Genomic DNA, 25423 nt, shown 5'->3' on the forward strand with positions numbered 1-25423 from the left:
CTCCTGGCGTCATCTGCGGGCCAGCCCTGACGGTGCTGGCCACGCCGTTCTTCAAGGTCATTACCGTGAGCCAACAGCCCCTCGTCAGCATCGCCATCCCGGCCTTCAACCCCGAGTTCTTTCGCGCAACCCTGCTCAGCGCGCTGGAGCAGGATTACCCGATGCTCGAGGTGCTGGTCTGTGATGACAGCCGCGGCCCGGAAATCGCGGCAATCGTCGATGCGGTGATGAGCGAGACCGGCAAGCCGGTGCGCTACGTGCGCAACCCGCAAACCCTGGGCTTCGCCCGTAACCTGATGGTGTGCCTGGAGCATGCCCGGGGGCCGTTGCTCAAGTTCCTCTGTGATGATGACCGCCTGTTCCCCGAATGCGTCGGCTTGCAGGCCAGGCTCATGGCGCAGCATGCCGATGTCAGCATGACCATCTGCCAGCGCATGCTGTGCGCGGCAGACGACGCCTTGTTGCCGCCGCGCATGCTCAACGCGGTGATGTGCCCGGAGGACGCGGTGGTCAAGGGCAGCGACCTGCTCGAAGCGCTGGAGACCAACGCGCCCAACCTGTTCGGCGGGCTGAGCCACGCGCTGCTGCGCCGCGACCTGGTGGCCGAGTTCCTGCCGGCCCTGGTGCAGGATGGCAGCGGCTTCGTCGCGCGCCTGGACATGGCCCTGTACATCTGCCTCATGCGTCGTGGCAACCTCGGCCACCTGTCACGTTTCCTCAGCATGGAGCGCCTGCACCCTGCGCGCCTGAGTTACCAGGCAGGCATGACCATGGCGTTCCCCATCGAGACCGACTGGCTCAAGGCGATGCTGGCGGCACGGGCGAGCGAGGCCGCGCCGGCCAGTGGCTGGGTACGCTACCTGCCGCTGGAGCGTTACCAGGGTGAGGCCGGTGCGCAATGGGAAGAATACGAGCTGAACCGGCTCTATAGCGCGCAGCAGGCACGCCAGGGGCAGCAGGTGGGCACCGATTGCCTGTCTTTTGAAGAGGTGTATGCCCAATGGCTGGAATGCCGCAGCTTGTCCGAGGCCCAGCAGCGGGCGCTGCCCAAGCGCATCGAGCAATGGGGCTGGCAGCCGCGCATCGTCCCGGTGATCTGGGCTGAAGCGGGGGAAGAACAGGCCTTGCGCGCGACCCTCGACAGCCTCGCCGCGCAGTCCTATGGCGCGGCCCGCAGCTGGCTGCTGGCGCCTGCGGCGCTGGAGCTGGCTGACGCGATCGGGGTCGAACGCATGCTCGTGCAGGGCAATGGGCTGGCCCAGTTGCAGGCGCGCCTGGCGCGTGCCGATGATGCTGACTGGGTCTTGCTGTTGCGCGCTGGCGACCGCCTGGTGCCACATGCCCTGGCGATCATGGGTGAGCGCATGGCGCTGCGCGAACGTGCCTGTATCTATGTCGACGAAGGCAGCCACGACAGCCTGCGCCCGACAACGCCCATCTTCAAGCCAGACTTCAACCTCGACCTGATGCGCAGCCTGCCCTATGTCGGGCGTGTACTGGCCTTCAACTGTGAAGCGCTGCGCCAAGTCGGTGGCTTCGACCCTGACTTCGACCTGCTCGCGCCCCACGATTTGCTCTGGCGCCTGGCCGAAAGCCAGGGCTTGCAGGCAATCGAACACATCGACGAACTGCTGGTGCACTGCCAATGGGACTATGGCCAGTGGCTGCACGACCCGCGCTGCGCGCAGCAGGCGCCACGCTTGGTGCAGGCCCACCTGCGGCGGCTGGGTGTCGAAGCCGAGGTGGTCGGTGCCGAAGGTGTGCCATTGTGCCGGGTGACGTACCAGCACCCGGTGCAATCCAGCGTTTCGATCCTGGTGGTGCTCGGTGACCACCTTGGCACGGCAATGCGTTGTGTCGAGTCGCTGTTCGAACACACCCAGTATGGTCACTTCGAAGTGCTGCTGATTGCCTCGCCGGATACGCCGGCCGACCTGCGCCAGTGGCTAGAGGCCATGCAGGGGCTTGGCAGCGATCAGTTGCGTGTCATCGAGGTTGCAAGCGGCAGCCAGGTGCTGCAGCTGAACCAGGCCAGCGAGGCTGCTCGTGGCGATTATTTGCTGATGCTCGACAGTGCCTGCATCGCCTTCGACCGCCCTTGGCTGGACGAAATGATGGCCCACGCCCAGCGCCCGGAGGTCGGCGTGGTTGCACCCAAGTTGTGCACCCACACCGGTGAAGTCTTTGGCGCCGGGCTGGTGCTGGGGCTGCATGGTGGCGTCAGCAGCCCGTTCGTCGGCATGCCGGCTGACAGTGGTGGCTACATGCTCCGGCTCAACGCCGTGCAGAACTGGAGTGCGCTGAGTCTCGACTGTCTGCTGGTGCGCCGCGATCTGTTCGCTACGCTGGGTGGTTTCGATGTGCAGGGCCTCAAGGGGGGCCTACAGGACGCCGACCTCTGCCTGCGCATTCGCGAACAAGGCTACCTGGCGGTGTGGACACCCTATGCGGTACTCGGCCGCTTCGCTTCGACCCGCGATGTAGCGGTGGACAGCCAGCGCAAGATGCTGGACAAAGACATCTTTCATGAACGCTGGCTGGCCAAGGTTGCCCGTGACCCGGCCTACAACCGTAACCTGAGCCTGAAAATGGCCAGCTTCAACCTCGACGCCGGGCAACGCCGTGGCTGGGACCCGTTCATCAGCCGTGTACTGCCGTCGGTCCTGGCATTGCCGATCAACACCTCTGCGGTCGGACACTACCGGGTCGCACAGCCGTTTACCGAACTGGAGCGCGCTGGCTGGATCCAGGGGCGGCTTGATTTCAGTACTCCCGAGATGATCGAGATCGAGCGAGAGAAGCCCGACGTGATGATCTTGCAGTGCCGCTACACGATCAACTCGATCGATGAAATGGCGCGCTTCAAGCGCCTGTCGAGCGCCCGGCGCATCTACGAGATCGATGACTACATCATCGACGTGCCGAAAAAGAACGCCCATTCACGGAACATGCCGGCCAACATGCGTGAGCTGGTCACCCAGGGTATTGCCCTGTGTGACCGGGTAGTGGTGTCGACCCAGCCGCTAGCCGATGCCTTGTCGGGCATGCACCACGATATCCGGGTAGTGCCCAACATGCTCGCCGCAAGGCTGTGGGCCGGGCTTGCCAGCGAGCGTCAGAGCAGCGCGCGGCCGCGCGTGGGGTGGGCAGGCGGGACCAGCCATCGGGGCGATCTGGAGCTATTGCTGGACGTGGTCAAGGCACTGGCCGACGAGGTCGACTGGGTGTTCTTCGGCATGTGCCCGGATGTCCTGCAGCCCTACGTGAAAGAGTTCCACAAAGGCGTGCCCTTGGCGTTGTATCCGCAGAAGCTGGCCAGCCTCAACCTCGACCTGGCATTGGCACCGCTCGAGCAGAACCTGTTCAACGACTGCAAGAGCAACCTGCGCCTGCTTGAGTACGGAGCCTGCGGCTTCCCGGTGATCTGCACCGATACCAAGGCCTATGACGGCTACCTGCCGTGCACCCGGGTACGCAACAACACCTCCGAACAGTGGCTGGAGGCGATTCGCATGCACCTGGCCGACCCCCAGGCCAGCTACCGCCAGGGCGACGCCCTGCGCGAAGCGGTACTGCGTGACTACGTGCTGATGCCACAGCACTTGCAACAATGGGCCAACGCCTGGCTCGCGGACTGAACAACCTGTCGCTTGCCATTGGTGGGCTTCAGACCAACAACATGAACAGGTGCCCTATGGCCGAAACCGCAATCGGGTCGCACGACCAAGTGACCGTCGTCCTGCTCGGGCATGAACAGCCGGACCATCGTGCCCGTGCCGTCTACTACTATCGCCAGGCTGGCATTCCCTGCCTGGCCATTGAGCCGCTGCGGGCAGGCACGTCGGGCGAACAGTGCAATGCGCGCCTGGCCCTGGCCTTGCAGCAGGTTGCCACGCCGTTCGTGACCTTGGCTCTGGATGCCGATTTCGTGCTGGCGTCGGCCTTGCAGCAGGCCGCTGCCTGCTTGCACGCGCAGCCCCAGGTGCAGGGGGCTCAGGGTTATGCGTTAGCCTATGCACCGGGTAATGCGCAGATGGCCTACCACAAGATCGGCTCGGCTTTCGAGGCCGCAGCCGATTCCCATCCACGTGCACGCTTGCGTCAGTACGCCATGGCCGGGCAGCAGGCCTGGCGCGCGGTGCTGCGGGTCGGGGCGTTGCAGGCAGCGCTCGATACCTTGCCCGGCGAGCTGGACTTCGCTGCCTGGCGCGTGGCCTTGTCCTATGCCCTGGTCGCCGCTGGCGACATCGCGCAATTGACGCAGACTGCTGTGATCTGTGAGTTCGCACCGAGCGCGCTGACCCCGGTCGCCCGCGACGAGCAGTTGACCCGTACCGTGCGCCTGCTGCGTGAATGGAATGGCGAGCTGTGCAATGACGATGCCGGTTTTGCCGTGCTCAATCGCTTTGTGCGGGCGACTTACGACCAGGGCGAGGCCCCTTTGCTGTTCACCTCGCCATGGGGCACCGTGATCGGCGAGCCGGAGCGCGTCTTCGAGCCGCGACAGTATGTCGAGTTGCCTTACTACAATGGCGCGCTGTTCACGTGCCTGACCGCGCTGGAATTCCTTTGCCATGCCTGGCCGACCGGGCAAACCCACCGCGAGGCATTGGAGGGCACCTGGGTACGCCAGCGTGAATTGTTGCAGGTACACCCCAATGATACCGCCGAAACCTTGCAGCAGCGTTACTGGAAAGCCTTGGCACTGGGCCTGTTCAACCTGGAGGTCTGCCAGCGCCTGGTACCGACCCTTACCGGCAAGGACGATGGCGAGCGCGCCCGCGAACTGGGCGCCTGGCTCACGCGCCTGGAGGCGGTACCCGGTATCGATGGCGCCGGCTGGCTGCGCAGTACGGTTTCTGGCCAGGTGCTTGAGGCACTGGCCGCTGCCACACCGGACAAGGCTACCCAGCAGCGCCTGTCGGCTCAGCTGAACAAGCGCGCGAAGGCGCAGATCACCTTCATGGTGACCGACCTCGCCGACGACGACCTGGCGTTGCAGGCCACCTTCGACAGCCTGCTGGCCAGTGGCCTGCGCCAGTTCAAGCTGGTGGTGCTCAAGGGCGGCAAGCCGCCGGCGATCACGACCGCACGCGACACCTTGCATTTCGTGCAGGTCAACGAAAGCAACTGGGTCACGCACCTCAACCAGCAAGTGCGGCAGCTCGACAGCGATTGGCTGATGTTGCTGCAAGCAGGCGATGCCTTGGTCAGTGGTGGCTTGCTGCGTCTGCAGCAGGAGCTGGCCGAGGCGGCGGGCTGTCAGGCGGTGTGTGCCAACGAAGTGCAGCGTGACAGCGAAGGCCGCCTGCATGGCGTGGTCCGCCCCGGCAGCAACCTGGACCTGCTGCGTGCACAGCCAGGGCTGATGTCACGGCATTGGTGCCTGCGCCGCGAGACTGTGGTGGAGTTGGGTGGTTACAGCGAAACCTGCCGCCATGCGCTGGAGTTCGACTTGCTGTTGCGCCTGGTCGAGCAGCATGGACAGGGCGGCCTGGCACACATGGACGAGTACCTGGTGGTGGGCAGCCAGGCGACAGCGGCGCTGCAGGCCGACGCGCTGCTGACGCTCAAGCGGCACCTGACACTGCTGGGTTATCGCGGCGAAGTGCATGATCAGGGCGAGGCTGGCCTGGTGGTGGATTTCCGCCACTCGGCAACACCCCTGGTCAGCATCCTGGTAGCCGCCGAAGGTGACCCGCAGCGTCTGCAGGCGTGCCTGACCAGCGTCCTGCAGCGCACCCGTTACCCGCGCTACGAGTTGCGGGTTGCCTGCAATACCGAGCACGCCGAAACCACCGCTGCCGCGCTGCAAGGGTTTGGCCAGCGGGTTGTGTTGGTGGCAGGCGCTGTGAGCGGGCGTGACGCGTTGCTCAACCTGGCGGCGGAGCAGGCCTGCGGTGAGTACCTGCTGCTGCTCGGCGAGCATTGCGAAGTGATTTCGCCAGCCTGGATCGAAGGCTTGCTCAACGAGGGGCTCAGGCCGGAAGTAGGGGTGGTCGGTGCCCGTCTGCTCGCCCGTGAGGGCAAGGTCGTGCATGCCGGCTTTGACCTGTTGCAGGGGCCGGTGGCGTACCAGCCTTGGCAGGGCATGTCGGCAGGAGAGTGCATCAAGGCACGTTGGCCGATGGCGGTGCGCAGTTGCGCCGCAGTGTCCGCGGACTGCATGTTGCTGCGTCGTGAGCTGTTCGACCACTGCGGCGGCCTTCAGCAGTTGCAAGCGTTCGACCTGGACATATGTCTGTCGGCAGCGACAGCGGGCTTGATGGTGCTCTGGACACCGGTGGCGCAGTTGTTTGTCGATCCACCTCGTGTGGTCGATCAGGCTGCCCTCGAAGTGTTGCAGGCGCGTTGGCCGGCCGCATTCAGCAGCAGATGGCCCAGTGATGCGCTGAGCCCTGCCCGTGGCTAGTGCGCCGCCATGCTCCGGTCAAGCCAGCTAATCTCCAGGACGCAAGCGGAGCCTGTGCTTCGCTTCACTACGTTCATGCGAAGATTCCATTGGTTTTGTAGGTAAACGGCATACGTGGACAGAGGCTGGTAGATCCTTTTCGGCAAACCCCCAATCGGCAATTGCCCAAGGTTGCCTTCATAGGTAGCGCGTAGTACCGCAGCCGCCAGCCCTCTGGCTGGACCCGATGCCAGATTCGGCCTCGGGTCCACAGCTTCATGTGATCTCTCGTTCCTCAGCATCGCTGAGGTATATCAACCTTCAGGAACCCGGCCGTCAGGCGGGTAACCAGCTGGCGAGACAGGTTTCTCTGTAATCGGCATCCATGAAGCTTGAGCTCTCTGCCTGTTCACGTAACCGTTGACCTTTTACCGCTGCGCTTTCGATGCTGGCGAGACAATCGTCCAGGGCTGTTAGCCACTGGCCGGGTGTGTCGTCCACCTTCGTCATTGGCCATTCTTCGAAGCGAACCTGATGGTCGTTGCTGATGACAGCATAACCGCATGCGGCGTAGCGCACAGGCGCAAGGCCGTCGCCCGTATTCCCCACCGTGCTTGTCGGATGCAGCGCAATGTTCAGGCCAAGCCCCGATAGCACATCGGGCGCTGAGCCGAGGTCACGGCAGTAGACTTCCGTGGCCAGCGCCGCGAGGTGGGGGGGGACCTCTCCCCACAATATCCAGTCAGCCTGATTGGCACGGGCGCGCAGCAGCGGGTCGATGATGTGCAGGGTCTCGAGACTGAGGTGGCACCCGATGCGCGGTTTGACGTTCGCCGTTACCGGTGTCGGCAGCGCTTGCCAATCCATGGTCAGTCGGGATTCTCTGACACGGATGTCGCCATGCAGCCCGTCTAGCGCTGCTGCCAGTTCCGCGCTGGCGACGACGACCCGGTCGACGCAGGCGATGGCGTCATGCAGCAGTTCCCATGCCCTTTGGCCAACGGGCAGGTCAACTACCTCCAGCACCTTGAAGGCTTGGCTGAGGCAATAGTGCTGTGCCATGGCCTGAATGCGCAGCGGATCGGCTACGTGCTGGAAGATGATCGCATCGGGTTGCAAGCGATTGAGTTCCACAGGCGTGAGCAAGGTGTTGCTCAAGTAGCCGTCGATCCGTGCGTGTTCCAGCAATTGCTGGAAGGCAGCCGTGCAGCGCTCGGGATTTTCCCGATCAGGATGTACCAGCACGACCGGCAGCGGGCGCCAGTTCAACGGGCGCCAGGTCAGGCCATGCAATGCTGGCAGCTCATGACCGCGGCCGCGCAGCGAAAGGTTCTTGTTGTAGGCGGGATCGCGGGTCAGGGCGTCGAGCCATTTGCTGTAGAGGTTCTGCTCATCCTGCTGGACGCGCTGCTGCTGGGCGGGGGCACGCATTACATTGCCCCAGCCTTTGCCCTGCTCGTTGGCCACCAGCGCATGAGCAGCCCAGACGTTCAGCAGACCTTCGGCAGACACGCGCAGGCACAAGTCTATGTCGGCGTGACGCAACGCGAAGGCACCTTCATCCAACCCACCCAGCCCTAGGTAAAGCTCCCTGCGGATCATCAGGCAGGCCCTGCTGATGGCGCTTACGTCACGGTCCACGCGCAGGCATTGCAGGTAACCTGAATCGCTGTTCGGCAACCCGGCAGCCGGGCTCGCAGCTGTGCCAGCGAGGCCCAGCACCCAGCCAGCGTGGGCGATGTTGCCGTTGATATCCAGTTGCTTTGCGCCTACGACTCCCACCTCGGGTCGCTGGGCGTGGTTGAGCAGGCGCTGGAGCCAATCCTCCTGGAAAATCACTGTGTCGTTGTCGAGCAGCACAAGGAAGTCGCCAACAGCCTGAGCGGCAGCCAGGTTATACATGGCACTCAGGTTCAATGGGCGGTCGTCGCGCAGGACTTTGATCGTTCCTTCGCCCGCGATTACCAACTGCTCCAGCCACTCCAGCAAGGCCGGGTTGCTGCTGGCGTGATCGACCAGCAGCAACTCGAAGAAGGCATAGCTGGTTTTGGAAAGCACACTTTCGACACAGCGCTGCACCAACTCCAACTGATCCTGCACGGGAATCACGATAGAAACAGAAGGCTGTTGCTGGTGGCCATAGTCGATCTGGTAATGCCGGGTCGGTTCCTCACGTACCTGTGCTTGGGTATAGCCGCGCGCTGACAGGTGGCGTTCGATAACGGCCAGCTCGTCGGGATTGCTGGCCATGTCCGGGCTGTCGCAGATCACCAGGGGTTCGTCCAGATGGCCGATGCCATCAAGGCCTTGCGCTTCGATCAGACGCAGGATCATGTCCAGTTCGACCGCCCCGGGGAATTGACTGTCGAAACCGCCAGCGGCGAGTACAAGCTCGCGACGCAGTAACCAGTGGCGCCCCATTATCACGGGGAGCGACAACAGGTAGTCGAGGTTCATATCAGGGCGGAAGATCGGGCTCGAGCCTGACGCGGCGCGATAATACTCGTCGCAGTAGAGCATTCGGCATGCTTGTGCACCCGGTAGCTCCAGATCGACCATCAGGCTACCGCTGGGCAGGATTTCATCACCGGCAGCAAGCAGCAGCAACCAGTCGCTGTCGTCCTGCTGGATGATCTGGTTGAGTATCGCTGTGCCCGGTGTGGAGTTCAGCCAGTGTACGTTGCTGGGCAGACTGGTCTGGGGCGGTTGTTGGCTGACAACGTAGGTACGTAGCCCAAGTGGGCTGTTGGCACTCCACAGCAACAGGCTTTCAAGCGTGAAGGACAATGCCTGTGCATCGCCTTGGTGGTCGGTTACCACAATGGCCAGGCTGGTTTGGTTGCGCAATGCCACGCGGCGTTCCTCGGCCAACCTTTGCTGGACCGGCGTCAACATGCGGTTCAACAGCCAGTCGCGCACACTGGGATGTCGATTGGCGTCGAGATAGTCGGCGGCGCTGCGCTGAGTACGTTGGATGAAATGCTCCAGCTGCGGCCAGAATTCATCTTCCATGTGCAATAGGCGTTGACGAGCCAGCCCGACCGACTGCCGAGCCCGTTCGAGGCCGCCCGGTTCTTCAAGCATCGTCGTGCCGGCATCGCCGATGTGCTCGGTGAAGGGCAGAGTCTTTACGTGCCCGCCACTGAGGTATACCACCGGGCAGCCACACAGCAACGCCATGGTGCAGGTTGCCGAAATCTCGTAGGAGTACAGCGCCTCTGCGGTCTGGAAGAGTTCGGCCAGTTGCGGCAGCGTGCGTGGATTGCTCAGGCTCAGTACCTGAATATCGGGCGGCAGCAGGCCGTAGTCCACCTGGTCGGCGTCGAAACGATGCAGGTAGAGATAATTGCCGCTGCGAACCACCGGCTCCGGGCGCGGCGCAAACAGGCTGGAGTCGATCATCGGCAGCGTGAGCATGTCTTTCTGGCGTTTGCCCTCACCGAAGTCGTGAGCGTAGTAGAAGAACAAGTCGCTTTCTTGCGCAGCCACGTGCAGGCCGTTGATGAAACCGTCCCGGTTGAGCATGTAACGGACCACAACCGGGCAGTTCAGCGGGTTGCCGCTGAGCACTTCCGGGTATACCGCGATCGGTGCTGCCCCGATAGTCTTGTGCAGCTGGATGACGGCATCTGTCAGCACTGGTGTGCGCAGTTTCGGATTGGTTATCTTGCAGCCGATGACATAGGCTTCTTGGCCGCTGATATTGAGGGCATGGCAGAGGTAGTGCATGACGCATACACCTGACGAGGTGTCGCGGTAATCGGGCGCATAGAGGTAGTAAGGGTTGCTTGTCTTCCCATGCAGCGATGACATCTTCATGTGTATTTCCCGGGTGCGGCCCGCCTGCATGTGATAGTCGGTGCCGTGCAAGGTGAATGTTCGGGTCTTCAGGTTGTGGCCAGGAAAGTGCTCACTCGGTCGGCGAGCCGTTCCATGTGCGTTGCGTCGTAGCGTTGATCGATCGGCAAGGGCAGCAGGCAGCTCGCCAGTTGCTTCTCTACGTTCGGGCTGTCTGGCTCACCAACCACTTCCTGCCAGTAGCAGGGGATAAAAATTCTCTCGGCCAACAGGCGTTGACGGATGGCCTGGGCCTGAGCGGGTGTATGCAGGAGCAAGGGGTAGCAGAGCGCTGCTGTCGGCATGGCTGGCAGGATATCCAGCTGGTTGCGCGAGCCCAGCGATTGTTCCAGCAAGGCCAGGTTGGCCTCGCGGCGGGCGCTGATCGCGGGATAATCCAGGCTGTCGAGCACGCGCCGTGTGCTGTTCGACATGGCGGTTGCAGGGGCTTGATCAAGCTGCGTTTCAACATTCTGGAACGCAGCGTAATACTGCTCGGGTGCGCCTTCGAGCCGCCCCAGCAGGGCACCGAAATGCGCCGTCGACTGACTCTGCGGCAACTGCCACTCGCCGGGCGGTGCGTTGGCCAGCCAACCGCCGTCGGGCACTCCGACGAACTTGCGTGGTGAGTAGAGGGTCTTGATGCCAGGGAGCGGCGCGCTGAACAGCCCTTGTGAGTTGTCGACCACCAGTCGGTCACGGTAATGCGGTGCCAGCACATCACTTATGTAGCGATCCTTCAGGCCGAAGTAGTTCACGTACAGCAACAGCTCGTCAGGTTGCAGTTCCGGAAGTTGTTCCAGCTCGAGCTGCAGGTTGATTGCATAACGAGCTACGTGCGCGCCAGCGGCGTGCGCGGCGTCAGGTACTGCACGGCAAATGTAATGAGGCAGGTGCAGGCGCCGCGCGCCGATGTTGCGCAACAGGACCTTGAGCGCGGAGCGCGCGGAGTTGAAGCCCAGTGCCTGCTCATACAGGCTGTAGCCCTGGCGCAGCTCCAGTTCGAAGTAGCCGCCAATAGCGTCAGGCATGCATCACTCTCCCTTGTCTGGCCCACTCGCCGAGCACTTCGGGCGGGTTGAACATCAGCGCATCGAGCAGCGACAACCCTGGCACGAATTCTGGCCCTTGCTGAGGGTAGGGCGTTAACTCGGCGTGCAGCAGCTCCAGCTCGATACCGGCTTTGGCGAATTCCCCGGCCTCGTACAGAAAAGCGCCTGCGGCCGGATTCAGGTAGTGGGTCGCCCCTGTGGCCGCCATCAGTTCAAGCACTCGTGCCTGCCCGCCGACGCCTGCGCCCGCGGGAAGTGCGCTGGCTGCGATGATGGGGGTGTCGAGCCCGATCAATGCACAACTTGCCCGCAATACCCTGAGGTTGAGCTCGGCGATGCTGGCTGCTGGCTGCTCCAGCAGTTGTGCCAGCCATGGCAGCACACGGTGTGCATACGGTGCTGTGCGGTAGGCGTGCTTGAGCTTTTCAATCACCTGCTGGTACTGAAAGCCCTGACTGATCCGTTTCTCATGAATAGGCAGCTTATGGCTGCTCTTCTCCAAGGCAACGCCGAACCACTTCGGTTCGCCATCAAGCAGGTAGCGGTTGCGCTCGATCCAGCCGTTCTTGATGAACTGGGCGGTGTCGTAGCTGATGAACAGGTCCGCTGCGCCCAATAGCTGGTAGTAACCCAGATAAGGCAGGAAGTAGGGCTGCATGAGCACCACCCGCTTGCCGTGCGGGCGGCCCGTGCGAGAGGGTGTCGTCAGCACGTGTGATAGACCCCCAGCCAGGAACTGGTAGCCCCCAGTTGGCCATCGGTAAGCCGCCAGGCGAGGTCGAAGCCTTTGTTCAGCACACGGGTGAACGGGGAGAGCGGGGTATCCTGAACATAGAAGGAACGCCACAAGCGTGTGCGCCAAGGGTCGCGGAAAAAGTAAATGTCCTTGAGCACGATGCGCTCATTGGCGCCGAATGACAGAGGCGAACTGGACTGGCCGAAGGCATGCCGAATGCTTTGCGGGTAGTAGGGGCGCACATGGGAGAAATCGTGAAAGAAGCGTTCGCCCAGGACCGGGCTGATCATGACCAGCCGGCCCTGTGGTGCGAGCAGGGCGATCAGGCGGTCGAGCAGGTGCAGCAGTTGGTTGGGGTCCAGGTGTTCGATCAGGTGACTGAGGAAAATGACGTCGAATCGTTTGCCCAGCGTTTCCAGCTCGGACTCGTGCAAGGCCTCGAAGCCGGCGCCCCGGGCTTGTTCGATGTATTGCGGGTTGATATCCACGCCGGTGGCTTGCAACCCCAGCTCACGGAACATGCGCAAGTACTTGCCATGGCCCATGCCATAGTCCAGGACCGAAACAGGTGCTGAACTGCCAGATTTCCATTGCTCGAAAAGTTGTTTCACTTTCCGCGTTTCGAGGGTCTGGTAATGGGCCGGGAAGCGTTCGGCATGCAGCAGCTCAAACATGGCTCGCCTCGGTCAGCTTGAGCATGACGGCGTGGCCATTGAGGTTTCGCAACAGGAAGTATTCTGGGTGGTCAGCCAGGTCTTCCACCAGCCTGGCTACGCCTTCGCAGCCCCAGAAACCGTAGTCGTCGAAGACGATGACGCCATGCCTGTTCAGGCGCGGCGTAACCCACTCGAAGATGTCCTTGGCCGATTGGTAGGTGTCCACGTCGATATGGCAGAACGAGAAACGACGCTCCTCGGCCTCGCTGCCAGTCTGCTCCGGGAAAATCCCTTGCAGCAGCGTGGCGCGGTCCTTCAGTTGCTCACCTTCGAGCAGTGCGGCCACGCTCTCCAGGCTGGTGTCGGCGTGCTCGCCGCCTTGGTAAAGCGTGTCGTTGGCGCCGGCTTTCACCACGCCACAGAAAGTGTCGCAGAGCAGCAGGTGCTTGGTGCTTTCAAGTTGCGCCAGGCGCTTGGCGGCGAGCAGCCCGGTGCCACCTTTCCACACGCCGACTTCGATGACATCGCCTGCGACGTTGGCGGTTTGCCGAAGCAGATCCCACAACTCATGGCAACGATAGATATCGACCAACGTAAGGCCCTGAATGCGTTCGAACACCTCCATGAATGCGGCATCGGCATACCATGGCGAATAGGTCGCCCGGGAAATAAGTGCCGAATGCGGAAAATCCTTGTCCAGCGGCTCGATCCTGGTGTCCCGCAGGTGGCGCATGACCAGGCGGCGGTTATGGTCGGACTTGACGGTTTTCACGAAAGAAACTCCAGAGCATCAACATCGAAGACGGGTATGGCGCAGTGGGTGGCGACATCCAGGCGCTCAGGGAAATGGTTGTCAATGAAGATCGAATTGCCGCGAATGAATTCGGATTTCGCTCGACCGTCAGTGATATGAATGATCTCGTCGAACAGTTCGACGGCAATGCGGGCCTTGCGCAAGGTATCGCGTGGGTCGCTCGCGTGCCGGGTAAGCAGGATCAGGCGCTTGCCTTTGCACTGCATGCGATAGAGGAAGTACAGCGTCGAGGGTATGGCGCGGCCGTCGCGGATGACGGTTTCGTCGAAGTCGATGTAGACCGTGTCGAAGGGCCAGTCCAGCTGCGCAACAGTCTGGATGCGCCGTTCGATCAGGTTGACTGCGGTTTGCGGCAAGGGCGTGACGCGGCGTTCCAGGTGGTCATGGATAGCCATCAGTGGCAGGTTCACACCGCGGGCACGCTGGGCCACCATTGACCCCGCCACCCGGCAACTTATTTCCAGCAGCTTCCAGCGTTGCTGGCGGTCGCGCTTGAGCTGGAAGAACCAGGGGCCGCGAAGGCGCAGGCGCTTGTTCAGGGTTGCAGCGATGGCATCTATGGACGGGTCCGGGGCAGGAAATGTGCTGCGCATGGAAATACCGGCACGCACCCGCTCGCGGTTGCGCGGCCCCACCCAGCGCAGTTCGTGCTGGAAATCGCTGAAGCAATCAACCGTGATTTCCTCCCCTGGTAGGTATTCGACCAACAACGGCAGGTGAGTTCGCTCAAGCGCGGCGCGTGCATCTTGCGCGTTGGCTACCCGCTCGAACCCCTGGCCGCCCTGGCCGAGATCTGGCTTTACCACTGCGGGCCACTGCTCAACGTCTTCCGGGCTTGCATGGACGGCAGGTACCCAAGGCTGGTCAGCGAACGCTGCGTAGGTCGATGACTTGCGCCTGGCAAGCGCGCAGGTTTCTGGGTCGCCATTGACCAGTGCCACACCGAAGCGCTCGATGCGTTCGCTGAGGTAGGCCTGGATAGTGTCATGCGTGGCAAACACCAGTTCGATCTGCCATTCATCGAGCAAGGCGGAAAATGCCTGATCGAAGCGCTCGTCATCAATGCGCGGCAGCTGGCCGTTGTAAGTGTCGAAAAGCTGGCGGCCATGGTCGTCGACGCTGGAGGCACCAAACAGCTTGACGTGGACAGAGTGCATCAGTGCCTGGTGTATCTCTGAAGCATTTTCCGAACCGCAGGGAAATACCAATACATTGATGGCCATTGATCAGGCACCTTGTCCTTCGATGATGATGGACAGGATGCGATCCTGGGTCGCGTCGTCCAGATCTGGATAGATCGGCAGGCAAAGCACCTGACGCGAGACTTGCTGGGCAATGCGCAGCTTGTCCAGATTGGCGCTTTCCAGCCCGCGGTACATGGGGAATTCGCAGATCAACGGATAGAAATAACGACGTACCAGAATGTCGACAGCGCGGAAGCGCTCGTACAGTTCGTCGCGGCTGATGCCAAAGCGCTCGCCGTTGACCATGATCGGGCAGTAGGCGTAATTCCACTCGACATTGGCGGGCGGGCTCATCAGGCTTATGCCTGGTACCGCTGCCAGGCGATCGTAGTAACGTTCGTAGATCGTGCGGCGGCGAGATAACGCACCATCTATATGACGCAACTGCAGCAGGCCGAATGCTGCCTGCAATTCATTCATCTTGCCATTGATGCCCGGGGCTATGACCGTGACCTCGTCGGCGAAACCGAAGTTCTTCAGGTAATCGATGCGCCGCTTGGTCTTCTCGTCCTGACAGACGATCGCACCGCCCTCGAAGGTGTTGAATACCTTGGTTGCGTGGAAACTCAGTACCGAAAGGTCACCATGGTTGAGGAGGCTCTGCCCGTTGAGGCGTACGCCAAACGAATGGGCGGCATCGTAGATGACTTTCAGGCCATAGGTGTCGGCCACCGTCTGTATGCCCTCCACATCGCAGGGGATGCCATAGCAATGCACCGGCATGATTGCGGTGGTTGCCGGGGTGATTGCCTCTACAATGCGTTGCGGATCGAGGTTGTTGCTGTGTGGGTCAATATCGACGAACACAGGTTTGAGGCTGTTCCAAAGCAGTGAGTGGGCGGTGGCGACAAACGAATACGGCGTGGTGATCACTTCGCCGGTTATGCGCAAGGCCTGCAGCGCGGTGACCAGTGCTAGCGTGCCATTGGAAAACAGCGAGATGTACTTGACCCCAAGGTGTTCAGCCAGCGCTTCCTCCAGTTGCTGGTGGAACTGACCGCAGTTGGTCAGTAACCGGCTGTCCCAGATCTGCTCCAGGTAAGGCAGAAAGGACTCCAGAGGCGGCATCAGAGGGCTGGTGACGGTTATAGGCTTTGCCATATGAGACTGTGCTCGCGCTGACTATGGGGCTGCCACGCTTGACGGCGTAAATCCGGTAGCGTCGATCGAACCGCTGCCGCGTCAGTTAAACGGCAGCGAAGGCATTGATACAGGTCGTTTAGCAAAAAGCTGGCCAACAGTTCGCCATCAGCATTTGGCGGATTGTCGGTATAGTCGTGACTTGGCAGTCGAAACGCGCATCTTTAATCTATTGAGTCTGTGGGTAGTCCCGTTGGCGTGGGGTGCAGGTTTTGCATTCAGGGTCACGGCACCTGCGAATTTTTGCCATTTCCATCGGGAAGCCACAATGATTGGCATCAAAAGCATCGCCAGTTACGTACCTGTAGAAGGCGTGGATAACTACGCTCAGGGTGCGAAATTCGGCAAGGATCAGGATTTCATCTTCGGCAAGATCGGTTCGACCTTCCTGCCGCGCAAGGATGCGACCCAGGAAACCTCCGACCTGTGCGTCGAGGCGGCCCGGACGTTGTTCGCTGCCAATCCCTCGCTTGACCCGGCGGCCATCGAGGTGGTGATCGTGGTCACCCAGAACGGCGATGCCGAAGGCCTGCCGCATACGGCTGCGATCGTCCAGCACAAGCTGGGGCTGACCACCCAGGTCGCGGCGTTCGATATTTCCCTGGGCTGCTCCGGCTACGTCTATGGCCTGTATGCGATGAAGGGCTTCATGGAGGCGGCGGGCTTGAAGAATGGCCTGCTGATTACCGCCGACCCGTATTCGAAGATTGTCGACCCCGAGGATCGCAACACCACCATGTTGTTCGGTGATGCGGCCACCGCGACCTGGATGGGCGAGGATGCAGCCTGGCAGCTCGGCAAGTCGCTGTTCGGCAGCGATGGTGCGGGTGCCGAGCACCTGCGCACGACGGACGGCAAATTCTTCATGAACGGTCGTCAGGTCTACAACTTCGCCTTGGTCAAAGTGCCAGCGCACCTGCAGCAGTTGCTCGAGGCCAGCCACTTGCGCGCCGAGGACATCGACCTGTACTGCCTGCATCAAGGCAGTGCGGCGATCGTCGATGCAGTGGCTCAGCGCTTCGATGAGGGCGAGCAGCGCGAGAAATTCGTCAAGGACATGGTCGAGACCGGCAACACCGTGTCATCGAGCATCCCGCTGCTGCTGGAAAAGCACGTGCTCAACTCGCAGCACAAGCGCGTGGCGCTCAGTGGCTTCGGTGTAGGCCTGTCGTGGGGCTCGGCGATCATCGAGCGCAACGGCTGACCGAACGCTGTGGTCACAAGGAAGCGCGGCCCGCCCCGGGTCGCGCTTCTTTCGTTTTCAATGATGGATTTCTGGCGTCAAACCCTTGATTTCATTGGGGTGGCAGGATGCCAGTAAAAAAATTGAGAAATCGCCCTAAAGCAACCCGCCCTGACGACGATAACAATTACGAAGGTTCTCTGTGCCACACCCGGCGAATTGCCAAGGCCGGAAGCCGTAGTACCCAATCCAACGAGGAATTCGTCATGGCTTTGACTGTTAACACCAACACCACCTCTCTGGGCGTTCAGAAAAACCTGAACCGTGCTTCCGATGCTCTGAGCACTTCGATGACCCGTCTGTCCTCCGGCCTGAAAATCAACAGCGCCAAAGACGACGCCGCCGGCCTGCAGATCGCTACCCGCATGACCTCGCAGATCCGCGGTCAGACCATGGCGATCAAAAACGCCAACGACGGTATCTCCATCGCCCAGACCGCTGAAGGCGCGATGCAGGAGCAGACCAACATCCTGCAGCGTATGCGTGAACTGGCCGTTCAGTCGCGAAACGACTCGAACAGCACCAACGACCGCGTCGCACTGGACAAAGAGTTCCAGTCGATGGCTTCGGAACTGACCCGTATCGCCAACAGCACCCAGCTGAACGGCAAGAACCTGCTGGACGGTTCGGCTTCGGTCATGACCTTCCAGGTAGGCTCCAACACCGGTTCGGCCAACCAGATCACCATCGACCTGAGCGCCAAGTTCACCGCTTCCGACCTGGGCGTTACCAGCGCCATCAACATCCAGGGTTCGGACACCACCACCGCCGAAGCCAACTTCAGCGCCGCTGTTTCGGCTATCGACGCCGCTCTGCAGACCATCAACAGCAACCGTGCTGACCTGGGTGCCGCTCAGAACCGTCTGACCAGCACCATCAACAACCTGCAGAACATCAACGAGAACGCCGAAGCTGCCCGTGGCCGTGTACAGGACACCGACTTCGCTGCTGAAACTGCCCAGCTGACCAAGCAGCAGACTCTGCAGCAAGCTTCCACCTCGGTTCTGGCCCAGGCCAACCAGCTGCCGTCGGCAGTACTGAAGCTGCTGGGCTAATCTGCCTGGTTGCTGGCGGGGGAGTGCCTGGCACTTCCCCGCCTTTTCATTGCGAGGTGGTAGACCATGGACATGAGCGTCAAGCTGAACCTGTCTCATGCGGCGGCACGTCCGGCCGAGCAGGGTGCTGAAAAGCCGGTCGTCCGGCCAGCGGAGCCCGGTAAGGCAGGCGACGAGAAGAAACACCTGCGCGAGGTCCAGGAAGTGCAGGATGCCGAAACGGTCAAGAGTGCCGTTGCGGAAATCGAGAAGTTCCTCAAAGCATCGCAACGCAACCTGGAATTTTCCACGGATGAAGAATCCGGCAAGATAGTAGTCAAGGTCATCGCGACCGACAGTGGTCAGGTCATTCGCCAGTTACCCTCTGAAGAGGCCTTGCGGATTGCCCGGAGCTTGAGCGATGCCAACAGTGTTCTGTTCGACGCCAAGGCTTGACCGGCGGCGGACACTAATGAAGTAATACCTGTCTGCCCTGCAGGAGCGGGGTGACACGTTGACGAGAGGGACAACAGCATGGCAAGCCCGATTACCTCCAGTACAGGCCTGGGCTCCGGTCTCAACATCACCGAGATCGTGAGCGCGTTGGTCAAGGCCGATACAACTGCCAAGCAGTCGCAGATTACCCGGCAGACCAGCAACAACAGTGCAATGATCTCGGGTATCGGCTCGCTGCGCAGTGCCCTTACAGCGTTCCAGGACGCCATGAAGGCGCTCAACAACAAGGACGCGCCGTCGTTCAACGCCTATGCGGCCACCTCTGCCAATGAAGCGGTGGTCAAGATCAAGTCGAGCAACTCCGCTGTGGCGGGTAGCTATGACATCGTGGTCGACAAGCTGGCCACCAGTTCGAAAGTGGCCAGCCAGCAGTTCGCCGGCGGCGCGACCAGCGCGATCAGCGCTGGCCAGCTGACCATCAGCCAGGGTGGCAAGACCTACAACCTGGACGTGGCCAGCGGCGCGACTCTGCAGAGTGTGCGTGACCAGATCAACAAGGAAATGAGCGCCAACGGCATCAGCGCCAACATCATCAACGAGGAAGGTGGTTCGCGCCTGGTACTCAGCTCTACCACCACCGGCGCCGGCAGCGATATTTCCCTGAGCGGCATTGCCGAGCTGACCATCGATGGCACCACGCAGATGTCAGGTACCGGAGCGGGCTATATCAACGCCCTGGCCCAGGACGCCGAACTGACCATCGATGGCCTGAAGGTCAAGAGTGCTTCCAATACCGTCGACAATGCCATCAGCGGCATGACCCTCGAACTGACCGGCGTCAGTGCCAGGCCCAGCGGCGCGACGAGCGCTACCCCTACTGCAGTGAAGGTGGCGGCGGATAACGACGGCTTGAAGAAGTCGGTGCAGAGCTTCGTCGATGCCTACAACACGCTGCAGAAGGCGATCACTTCGCTGACCTCCACCAGCCGCGACGCGAATGACAAGCTGGTGCTCGGCCCGCTCACCAACGACCCCACCACGCGTTCGTTGCTGGGCGACATCCGCAAGGTGTTGAGCGAGGTCGGGGCAGGTGACAACCTGACCACCCTCAGCCAGCTGGGTATCAATACCCAGAAGGACGGCACGCTGGAGTTCAACAGCACCAAGTTCAACTCGGCGATGAACGACAAGAAGCTGGGTGTCGAAGTGCAGACGCTGTTTACCGGAGCCAACGGTATCTTCGAGCGGATGAACAAGGCCATCGACCCGTACAACAAGACCGATGGCAGCCTTGCCACGCGCAAGGCCAACCTCGACAAGGCGGCTTCGCAGCTGGCCGCCCAGCAGGCAGCCCTGGACCGCCGCACCGAGTCGCTGACCGAGTCGCTGACCAAGCAGTATGTCGCGCTCGACACTGCGCTGGGCAAGATGAAGGCGCAAGCCGACCAGATCACTTCGATCTTCGAGGCCATCAACGCCCAAGCCAAGAAGTCCTGATAGCCCGAACCTGGCAGAAGCCCGGCGACACCCTCCAGGGTGTCCCGGGCTTTTGGCTTTTCCGCTAAAGTTTTTTGACGTCCCGGCGATACACAGGGTACAAGCAACCTTTTTCGCAGCAACGAGGTAGATCCATGAACCCGATGTTGGCCCTTCGGCAGTATCAGAAAGTCAACGGCGTGGCGCAGACATCCGAAGCAAGCCCGCACCGTCTGGTGCAGATGCTCATGCAGGGTGGCCTTGACCGCATGGCGCAGGCCAAGGGCGCCATAGCGCGCAATGACATCGCGCAACGTGGCATTCTCATTGGCAAGGCCATCGACATCATCGGCGGCTTGCGCGAAGGCCTGGACCTGGAAAACCACGCCGACAGCCTGGCCGACCTGGACAGCCTGTATACCTACATGAGTCGTCGGCTGATCGAAGCCAACGCCAAGGGTGACCCCGACATCATCGATGAGGTGGCGCGCCTGCTGATCACTGTGAAGGAGGGTTGGGACGCAATCGGCGATCAGTCGCCGACGGCCTGACAAGCATTGACATGAGCGACGTTATCGCCGGAATCGAGCAAACCCGGGAGCTGCTGCTGGCGGCGCTGGCCAACCGTGACTGGGAGGCAGTAGGGCAATTGGACCTGGAGTGCCGCCTGCGCATCAGCGACATGCTGACCGAGGCAAAGGGCAACGAGGCCGATGTCAGTGCCAGCCTTGAGCAATTATTGAGCGTTTATCGCCAACTAATTGAAGTTGCAAGTGGCGAGCGTCAATCCCTGGTCGACGAAATGACGAAAATCCGTCAGGCGAAAAACGCCGCGAAGGTATACCATCTGTTCTCGTGACCACAGATGTTGCCAAAAGCCATGCGCCATTAATTTGACTGGCTGGTGATTTTTGACTTTACTAGTGGCTGTTTTCGAATTTCAGACGTCCGAACACTGACCATTCAGTCGGAATGATGTCGAACACGCCCATGCTGGGCGCCGATATGACTAGGGAAGTTGCTATTGCATGTGGCGTGAAACCAAGATTCTGCTGATCGATGACGACAGCGCACGCCGCCGCGATCTCGCGGTGGTGCTCAACTTCCTGGGTGAAGAAAACCTCGCTTGCTCCAGCCATGACTGGCAGCAAATGGTCGAGCCGTTGTCTTCCAGTCGTGAAGTGCTGTGCGTGCTCATCGGTGCTGTGAATGCTCCGGGCAATCTCCTTGGGCTGGTTAAGACAGTGGCAGGGTGGGATGAGTTCCTTCCCGTTCTGCTTTTAGGTGAAATTTCTTCTGCAGAGCTCCCGGAGGACCTTCGTCGTCGGGTGCTTTCCAATCTGGAAATGCCGCCGAGCTACAGCCAGTTGCTGGATTCGCTGCACCGTGCCCAGGTCTACCGCGAGATGTACGACCAGGCACGCGAGCGTGGGCGCCAGCGCGAACCGAACCTGTTCCGCAGCCTGGTCGGCACCAGCCGTGCCATCCAGCATGTGCGGCAGATGATGCAGCAGGTGGCCGATACCGATGCCAGTGTGCTGATCCTCGGCGAGTCCGGCACCGGCAAGGAAGTGGTGGCGCGCAACCTCCACTACCATTCCAAGCGCCGCGAAGCGCCATTCGTGCCGGTCAACTGCGGGGCGATCCCGGCCGAACTGCTGGAAAGCGAACTGTTCGGCCACGAGAAAGGTGCCTTTACCGGGGCCATCACCAGCCGTGCCGGGCGCTTCGAGCTGGCCAACGGCGGTACCCTGTTCCTCGACGAAATCGGCGACATGCCGTTGCCGATGCAGGTCAAGCTGTTGCGCGTACTGCAGGAACGTACATTCGAGCGCGTGGGCAGCAACAAGACCCAGAGCATCGATGTACGCATCATCGCCGCGACCCACAAGAACCTCGAGACCATGATCGAGGAGGGCACGTTCCGCGAAGACCTGTACTATCGCCTCAACGTGTTCCCCATCGAGATGGCGCCGCTGCGTGAGCGGGTGGAGGACATACCGCTGCTGATGAACGAGCTGATCTCGCGCATGGAGCACGAGAAGCGCGGTTCCATCCGTTTCAACTCTGCCGCGATCATGTCGCTGTGTCGGCATGGCTGGCCGGGTAACGTGCGTGAGCTGGCCAACCTGGTCGAGCGCATGGCGATCATGCATCCATATGGAGTGATCGGCGTATCCGAGCTGCCGAAGAAATTCCGTTACGTCGATGACGAAGACGAGCAGATGGTCGATAGCCTGCGCAGCGACCTCGAAGAGCGCGTGGCAATCAATGGCCACGCGCCGAACTTCAGCAACCACGCGATGCTGCCCCCTGAAGGCCTGGACCTGAAGGACTACCTCGGCAGCCTGGAGCAGGGTCTGATCCAGCAGGCCCTGGACGACGCCAACGGTATCGTCGCGCGTGCGGCCGAGCGGTTGCGCATTCGTCGCACTACCCTGGTCGAGAAAATGCGCAAGTACGGCATGAGCCGTCAGGGTGGCGAGGAACAGGCGGAGGATTGACGCCTGGCGGTCGCCTGTATCGGCCCCTTCGCGGGTGCAGGCGGCACAAGTCCCCAGCTCCGGCACGGCTATTGCTACACCGCTGGCAACATACCGTTTTTATGACGGTCAGCCACGCGAGAGAGCACGATGCCCCAGGCCGCCCACGTATCCCGAGCCCCCTTTGCGCAGGGGCAAACCCTGGTCGAACAGGAAAGCCGCCAGGGCGTCGAACAGGCCTTTGCCCTGTTCAATCAGGTGTCCAGCCAACTGAGTCAGTCCTACAGTCTGCTCGAGGCGCGGGTCAGCGAACTCAAGGGTGAACTGGCGGTGGTCAGTGCCCAGCGCATTGCCGAGCTGAGCGAAAAGGAGCGCCTGGCCAACCGCCTGCAGAATTTGCTGGACCTGCTGCCAGGCGGGGTGATCGTGATCGATGGCCAGGGCCTGGTGCGTGAAGCCAACCCGGCCGCCTGTGAACTGCTCGGAGAGCCGCTGATCGGCCAGCTGTGGCGCCAGGTGATCGCACGCAGCTTTGCCCCACGCAAGGACGACGGCCACGAAGTCTCGCTGCGCGACGGTCGCCGCCTGTCTATTGCCACCCGCTCGCTGGATGCCGAGCCAGGCCAGTTGGTGCTGCTCAACGACCTGACTGAAACCCGTCGCCTGCAGGACCAGCTGGCCCGCCATGAACGGCTGTCGTCGCTGGGGCGCATGGTCGCCTCGCTGGCCCACCAGATCCGCACGCCGCTGTCGGCGGCCATGCTCTACGCCAGCCACCTGGCAGATCCCGAACAAGACCTGAGTATGGAAACCCGCCAGCGTTTTGCCGGTACCCTGAAAGAGCGCCTGCACGAGCTTGAGCACCAGGTGCGCGACATGCTGGTATTTGCCCGTGGCGAATTGCCGCTGGGTGACCGGATAACGCCAAAGGCATTGTTCCAGGCGTTGCAGCAGGCAGCCCAGGTGCATGTACAGGGGCACACCGTGCGCTGGCAGTGCGACAGCCACCTCGGTGAGCTGCTATGCAACCGCGATACCCTGGTCGGTGCCTTGCTCAACCTGATCGAGAATGCCCTGCAGGCCAGCGACAGCCCGGCGCGGTTGAAGGTGCATCTGTTCCGCCGCCAGCGTACCTTGCACCTGTGCGTGAGCGACGCCGGCAGTGGCATCGCGGCAGGCCTGCTCGGGCGCCTGGGCGAACCGTTCCTGACCACCAGGCCCACCGGCACCGGCCTGGGTCTGGCCGTGGTCAAGGCCGTGGTGCGTGCGCATCAGGGCTCGCTCAGCCTGCGCTCGAAGGTTGGCCGGGGTACCTGCGTGCGGGTGGAGCTGCCGTTGATCGACGGGCAGTTGGCGGAGGGCGCGTAATGGCGATCAAGGTGCTGCTGGTGGAAGACGACCGGGTATTGCGCCAGGCGCTGGGCGATACCCTGGACATCGGCGGTTTCGCCTACCAGGCGGTAGGTAGTGCCGAGGAAGCCCTGGTGGCGGTGCAGCAACAAGCCTTCAGCCTGGTGGTCAGCGATGTCAACATGCCCGGCATGGACGGGCACCAGCTGTTGGCCCAGTTGCGCCGCCAGCAGCCGCAGTTGCCGGTATTGCTGATGACCGCGCATGCCGCCGTGGAGCGCGCTGTCGAGGCCATGCGCCAGGGCGCTGCTGATTACCTGGTCAAGCCATTCGAGCCCAAGGCCCTGCTCAGTCTGGTCGAGCGCCATGCTGCCGGGCGACTGGGGGCGGCCGAGGAAGACGGCCCGGTCGCTTGCGAGCCGGCCAGCCGGCAATTGCTGGAGTTGGCCGCGCGTGTGGCGCGCAGCGACTCGACCGTGCTGATTTCGGGTGAGTCGGGCACCGGCAAGGAAGTGCTGGCGCGCTACATCCACCAGCAGTCGCCGCGGGCCGCGCAACCGTTCGTGGCAATCAATTGCGCGGCCATCCCCGATAACATGCTCGAGGCCACCTTGTTCGGCCATGAGAAGGGTGCCTTCACCGGCGCCATTGCCGCCCAGGCCGGCAAGTTCGAACAGGCCGACGGCGGCACCTTGCTGCTCGACGAGATTTCGGAAATGCCGCTGGCCCTGCAAGCCAAGTTGCTGCGGGTGCTGCAGGAGCGTGAAGTAGAGCGGGTAGGCGGGCGCAAACCGATCAGCCTGGATATCCGCGTGCTGGCTACCACCAACCGTGACCTGGCCGGCGAGGTGGCGGCCGGGCGTTTCCGCGAAGACCTGTTCTACCGGCTGTCGGTGTTCCCTCTGGCCTGGCGCCCGCTGCGCGAACGCCCGGGCGACATCCTGCAACTGGCCGAGCGGCTGCTGGCCCGCCATGTGGCCAAGATGAAGCATGCGCCGGTGCGCCTGTCGTCCGAGGCTCGCGCCTGCCTGCAGGCGCATGCCTGGCCGGGCAACGTACGCGAACTGGACAACGCCCTGCAGCGCGCGTTGATCCTGCAACAGGGCGGCGTGATCGAGGCGGCGGATTTTTGTCTGGCGGGCGCCATTCCATTGTCAGCTGGCAGCGAGCCACCACCGGACGCGGTCGTCGAGGCGGGCGGGTTGGGTGATGACATGCGCCGCCACGAGTACCAGATGATCATCGACACCCTGCGCGCCGAGCGTGGTCGCCGCAAAGAAGCGGCTGAACGGCTGGGAATAAGCCCACGCACCTTGCGCTACAAACTGGCGCAGATGCGCGATGCCGGGTTCGACGTCGAAGCCAGCCTGTTCGGCTGACACAACTTACGGAACCGCACGAGGCCGCTCCTGCAGGGGGCGTAAAAAACCGGGTTGGTCGCAGGCTGGCACCTTTGTTGCTTTAGGTAGGCTATCCGCCGCATCACGTCAAAAAAATGCGGCCGCAGGAGA

Annotated in this window: 18 protein-coding genes; 11 read left to right on the top strand and 7 right to left on the bottom strand. The window is 61.9% G+C overall.

Annotated elements, in window-relative coordinates:
* Window positions 1-65: 65 nt before the first annotated feature.
* Together ACVWZT_RS16280 and ACVWZT_RS16285 are read left to right on the top strand one after the other, a co-directional pair.
* Window positions 66-3638, top strand: a complete 3573-nt coding sequence (locus tag ACVWZT_RS16280) for a glycosyltransferase (RefSeq protein ID WP_457470273.1) — start codon at window positions 66-68, stop codon at window positions 3636-3638.
* A gap of 56 nt (window positions 3639-3694) precedes the next feature.
* Window positions 3695-6412 (top strand): glycosyltransferase, encoded by a 2718-nt coding sequence (locus ACVWZT_RS16285; RefSeq protein WP_457470274.1) that lies wholly within the window; start codon window positions 3695-3697, stop codon window positions 6410-6412.
* A gap of 315 nt (window positions 6413-6727) precedes the next feature.
* On the opposite strand, the gene ACVWZT_RS16290 is transcribed toward ACVWZT_RS16285, so the two are convergent.
* The 7 genes from ACVWZT_RS16290 to vioA all read right to left on the bottom strand — a co-directional run bounded on the left by ACVWZT_RS16290 (window position 6728) and on the right by vioA (window position 15831).
* Entirely contained in the window at window positions 6728-10210 is a 3483-nt protein-coding gene (locus ACVWZT_RS16290; RefSeq protein ID WP_457470276.1) for a glycosyltransferase family 2 protein, read from the bottom strand.
* Window positions 10211-10278: 68 nt separating this feature from the next.
* Window positions 10279-11259 carry a hypothetical protein gene (locus ACVWZT_RS16295; protein WP_457470277.1) on the bottom strand — a complete coding sequence of 327 codons (981 nt, stop codon included), beginning with the start codon at window positions 11257-11259 and terminating at the stop codon, window positions 10279-10281.
* On the bottom strand, window positions 11252-11938 hold the full coding sequence (locus ACVWZT_RS16300; protein WP_457470279.1) for a WbqC family protein: 687 nt from the start codon (window positions 11936-11938) through the stop codon (window positions 11252-11254). Before ACVWZT_RS16300 ends, ACVWZT_RS16295 begins: the two co-directional genes overlap by 8 nt.
* 47 nt (window positions 11939-11985) lie before the next feature.
* Window positions 11986-12690, bottom strand: a complete 705-nt coding sequence (locus ACVWZT_RS16305; RefSeq protein ID WP_457470281.1) for a class I SAM-dependent methyltransferase — start codon at window positions 12688-12690, stop codon at window positions 11986-11988.
* Entirely contained in the window at window positions 12683-13444 is a 762-nt protein-coding gene (locus ACVWZT_RS16310; protein ID WP_296231581.1) for a TylF/MycF/NovP-related O-methyltransferase, read from the bottom strand. The genes ACVWZT_RS16305 and ACVWZT_RS16310 overlap by 8 nt, the downstream gene beginning before the upstream one ends.
* Window positions 13441-14643: an ATP-grasp domain-containing protein gene (locus tag ACVWZT_RS16315; RefSeq protein ID WP_457470283.1), complete on the bottom strand. Its 1203-nt coding sequence runs from the start codon at window positions 14641-14643 to the stop codon at window positions 13441-13443. Before ACVWZT_RS16315 ends, ACVWZT_RS16310 begins: the two co-directional genes overlap by 4 nt.
* A 69-nt stretch (window positions 14644-14712) precedes the next feature.
* A complete protein-coding gene (gene vioA / locus ACVWZT_RS16320; protein WP_296231578.1) occupies window positions 14713-15831 on the bottom strand; it encodes a dTDP-4-amino-4,6-dideoxy-D-glucose aminotransferase VioA in 1119 nt (372 codons plus the stop codon).
* Between the two features lie 307 nt (window positions 15832-16138).
* On the opposite strand from vioA, the gene ACVWZT_RS16325 reads away from it, so the two are divergent.
* The 9 genes from ACVWZT_RS16325 to ACVWZT_RS16365 all read left to right on the top strand — a co-directional run bounded on the left by ACVWZT_RS16325 (window position 16139) and on the right by ACVWZT_RS16365 (window position 25291).
* Window positions 16139-17074 (top strand): ketoacyl-ACP synthase III, encoded by a 936-nt coding sequence (locus ACVWZT_RS16325; RefSeq protein WP_457470285.1) that lies wholly within the window; start codon window positions 16139-16141, stop codon window positions 17072-17074.
* A 245-nt stretch (window positions 17075-17319) separates the two neighbouring features.
* Window positions 17320-18168 (top strand): flagellin domain-containing protein, encoded by an 849-nt coding sequence (locus ACVWZT_RS16330; protein ID WP_289130941.1) that lies wholly within the window; start codon window positions 17320-17322, stop codon window positions 18166-18168.
* Between the two features lie 66 nt (window positions 18169-18234).
* Window positions 18235-18603 (top strand): flagellar protein FlaG, encoded by a 369-nt coding sequence (locus ACVWZT_RS16335; RefSeq protein WP_457470287.1) that lies wholly within the window; start codon window positions 18235-18237, stop codon window positions 18601-18603.
* Between the two features lie 78 nt (window positions 18604-18681).
* Window positions 18682-20100, top strand: coding sequence for a flagellar filament capping protein FliD (gene fliD / locus ACVWZT_RS16340; protein ID WP_457470288.1), 1419 nt, complete (start codon window positions 18682-18684; stop codon window positions 20098-20100).
* A 134-nt stretch (window positions 20101-20234) separates the two neighbouring features.
* Window positions 20235-20630 (top strand): flagellar export chaperone FliS, encoded by a 396-nt coding sequence (gene fliS / locus ACVWZT_RS16345; protein WP_296231574.1) that lies wholly within the window; start codon window positions 20235-20237, stop codon window positions 20628-20630.
* 11 nt (window positions 20631-20641) lie between these two features.
* The gene (locus ACVWZT_RS16350; protein ID WP_296231573.1) at window positions 20642-20938 is read left to right on the top strand and encodes a flagellar protein FliT; all 297 of its coding nucleotides are present in this window, start codon (window positions 20642-20644) and stop codon (window positions 20936-20938) included.
* Between the two features lie 169 nt (window positions 20939-21107).
* Complete coding sequence (fleQ, locus tag ACVWZT_RS16355) at window positions 21108-22583, top strand: transcriptional regulator FleQ (protein WP_296231571.1); 1476 nt, start codon at window positions 21108-21110, stop codon at window positions 22581-22583.
* Between the two features lie 129 nt (window positions 22584-22712).
* Window positions 22713-23930 (top strand): sensor histidine kinase, encoded by a 1218-nt coding sequence (locus ACVWZT_RS16360; RefSeq protein WP_457470290.1) that lies wholly within the window; start codon window positions 22713-22715, stop codon window positions 23928-23930.
* A complete protein-coding gene (locus tag ACVWZT_RS16365; protein ID WP_457470291.1) occupies window positions 23930-25291 on the top strand; it encodes a sigma-54-dependent transcriptional regulator in 1362 nt (453 codons plus the stop codon). The genes ACVWZT_RS16360 and ACVWZT_RS16365 overlap by 1 nt, the downstream gene beginning before the upstream one ends.
* The last annotated feature ends 132 nt before the right edge of the window (window positions 25292-25423 follow it).

The sequence above is a fragment of the Pseudomonas sp. TE21394 genome, from assembly GCF_054057835.1.

Excerpts from the sequence above, each read along its gene's own strand:
- ACVWZT_RS16285 (WP_457470274.1), top strand. The coding sequence starts at position 3,695 with ATGGCCGAAACCGCAATCGGGTCGCACGACCAAGTGACCGTCGTCCTG.
- ACVWZT_RS16290 (WP_457470276.1), bottom strand. The coding sequence starts at position 10,210 with ATGAAGATGTCATCGCTGCATGGGAAGACAAGCAACCCTTACTACCTC.
- ACVWZT_RS16295 (WP_457470277.1), bottom strand. The coding sequence starts at position 11,259 with ATGCCTGACGCTATTGGCGGCTACTTCGAACTGGAGCTGCGCCAGGGC.
- ACVWZT_RS16300 (WP_457470279.1), bottom strand. The coding sequence starts at position 11,938 with ATGCAGCCCTACTTCCTGCCTTATCTGGGTTACTACCAGCTATTGGGC.
- ACVWZT_RS16305 (WP_457470281.1), bottom strand. The coding sequence starts at position 12,690 with ATGTTTGAGCTGCTGCATGCCGAACGCTTCCCGGCCCATTACCAGACC.
- ACVWZT_RS16315 (WP_457470283.1), bottom strand. The coding sequence starts at position 14,643 with ATGCACTCTGTCCACGTCAAGCTGTTTGGTGCCTCCAGCGTCGACGAC.
- vioA (WP_296231578.1), bottom strand. The coding sequence starts at position 15,831 with ATGGCAAAGCCTATAACCGTCACCAGCCCTCTGATGCCGCCTCTGGAG.
- ACVWZT_RS16325 (WP_457470285.1), top strand. The coding sequence starts at position 16,139 with ATGATTGGCATCAAAAGCATCGCCAGTTACGTACCTGTAGAAGGCGTG.
- ACVWZT_RS16330 (WP_289130941.1), top strand. The coding sequence starts at position 17,320 with ATGGCTTTGACTGTTAACACCAACACCACCTCTCTGGGCGTTCAGAAA.
- ACVWZT_RS16335 (WP_457470287.1), top strand. The coding sequence starts at position 18,235 with ATGGACATGAGCGTCAAGCTGAACCTGTCTCATGCGGCGGCACGTCCG.
- fliD (WP_457470288.1), top strand. The coding sequence starts at position 18,682 with ATGGCAAGCCCGATTACCTCCAGTACAGGCCTGGGCTCCGGTCTCAAC.
- fliS (WP_296231574.1), top strand. The coding sequence starts at position 20,235 with ATGAACCCGATGTTGGCCCTTCGGCAGTATCAGAAAGTCAACGGCGTG.
- ACVWZT_RS16350 (WP_296231573.1), top strand. The coding sequence starts at position 20,642 with ATGAGCGACGTTATCGCCGGAATCGAGCAAACCCGGGAGCTGCTGCTG.
- fleQ (WP_296231571.1), top strand. The coding sequence starts at position 21,108 with ATGTGGCGTGAAACCAAGATTCTGCTGATCGATGACGACAGCGCACGC.
- ACVWZT_RS16360 (WP_457470290.1), top strand. The coding sequence starts at position 22,713 with ATGCCCCAGGCCGCCCACGTATCCCGAGCCCCCTTTGCGCAGGGGCAA.
- ACVWZT_RS16365 (WP_457470291.1), top strand. The coding sequence starts at position 23,930 with ATGGCGATCAAGGTGCTGCTGGTGGAAGACGACCGGGTATTGCGCCAG.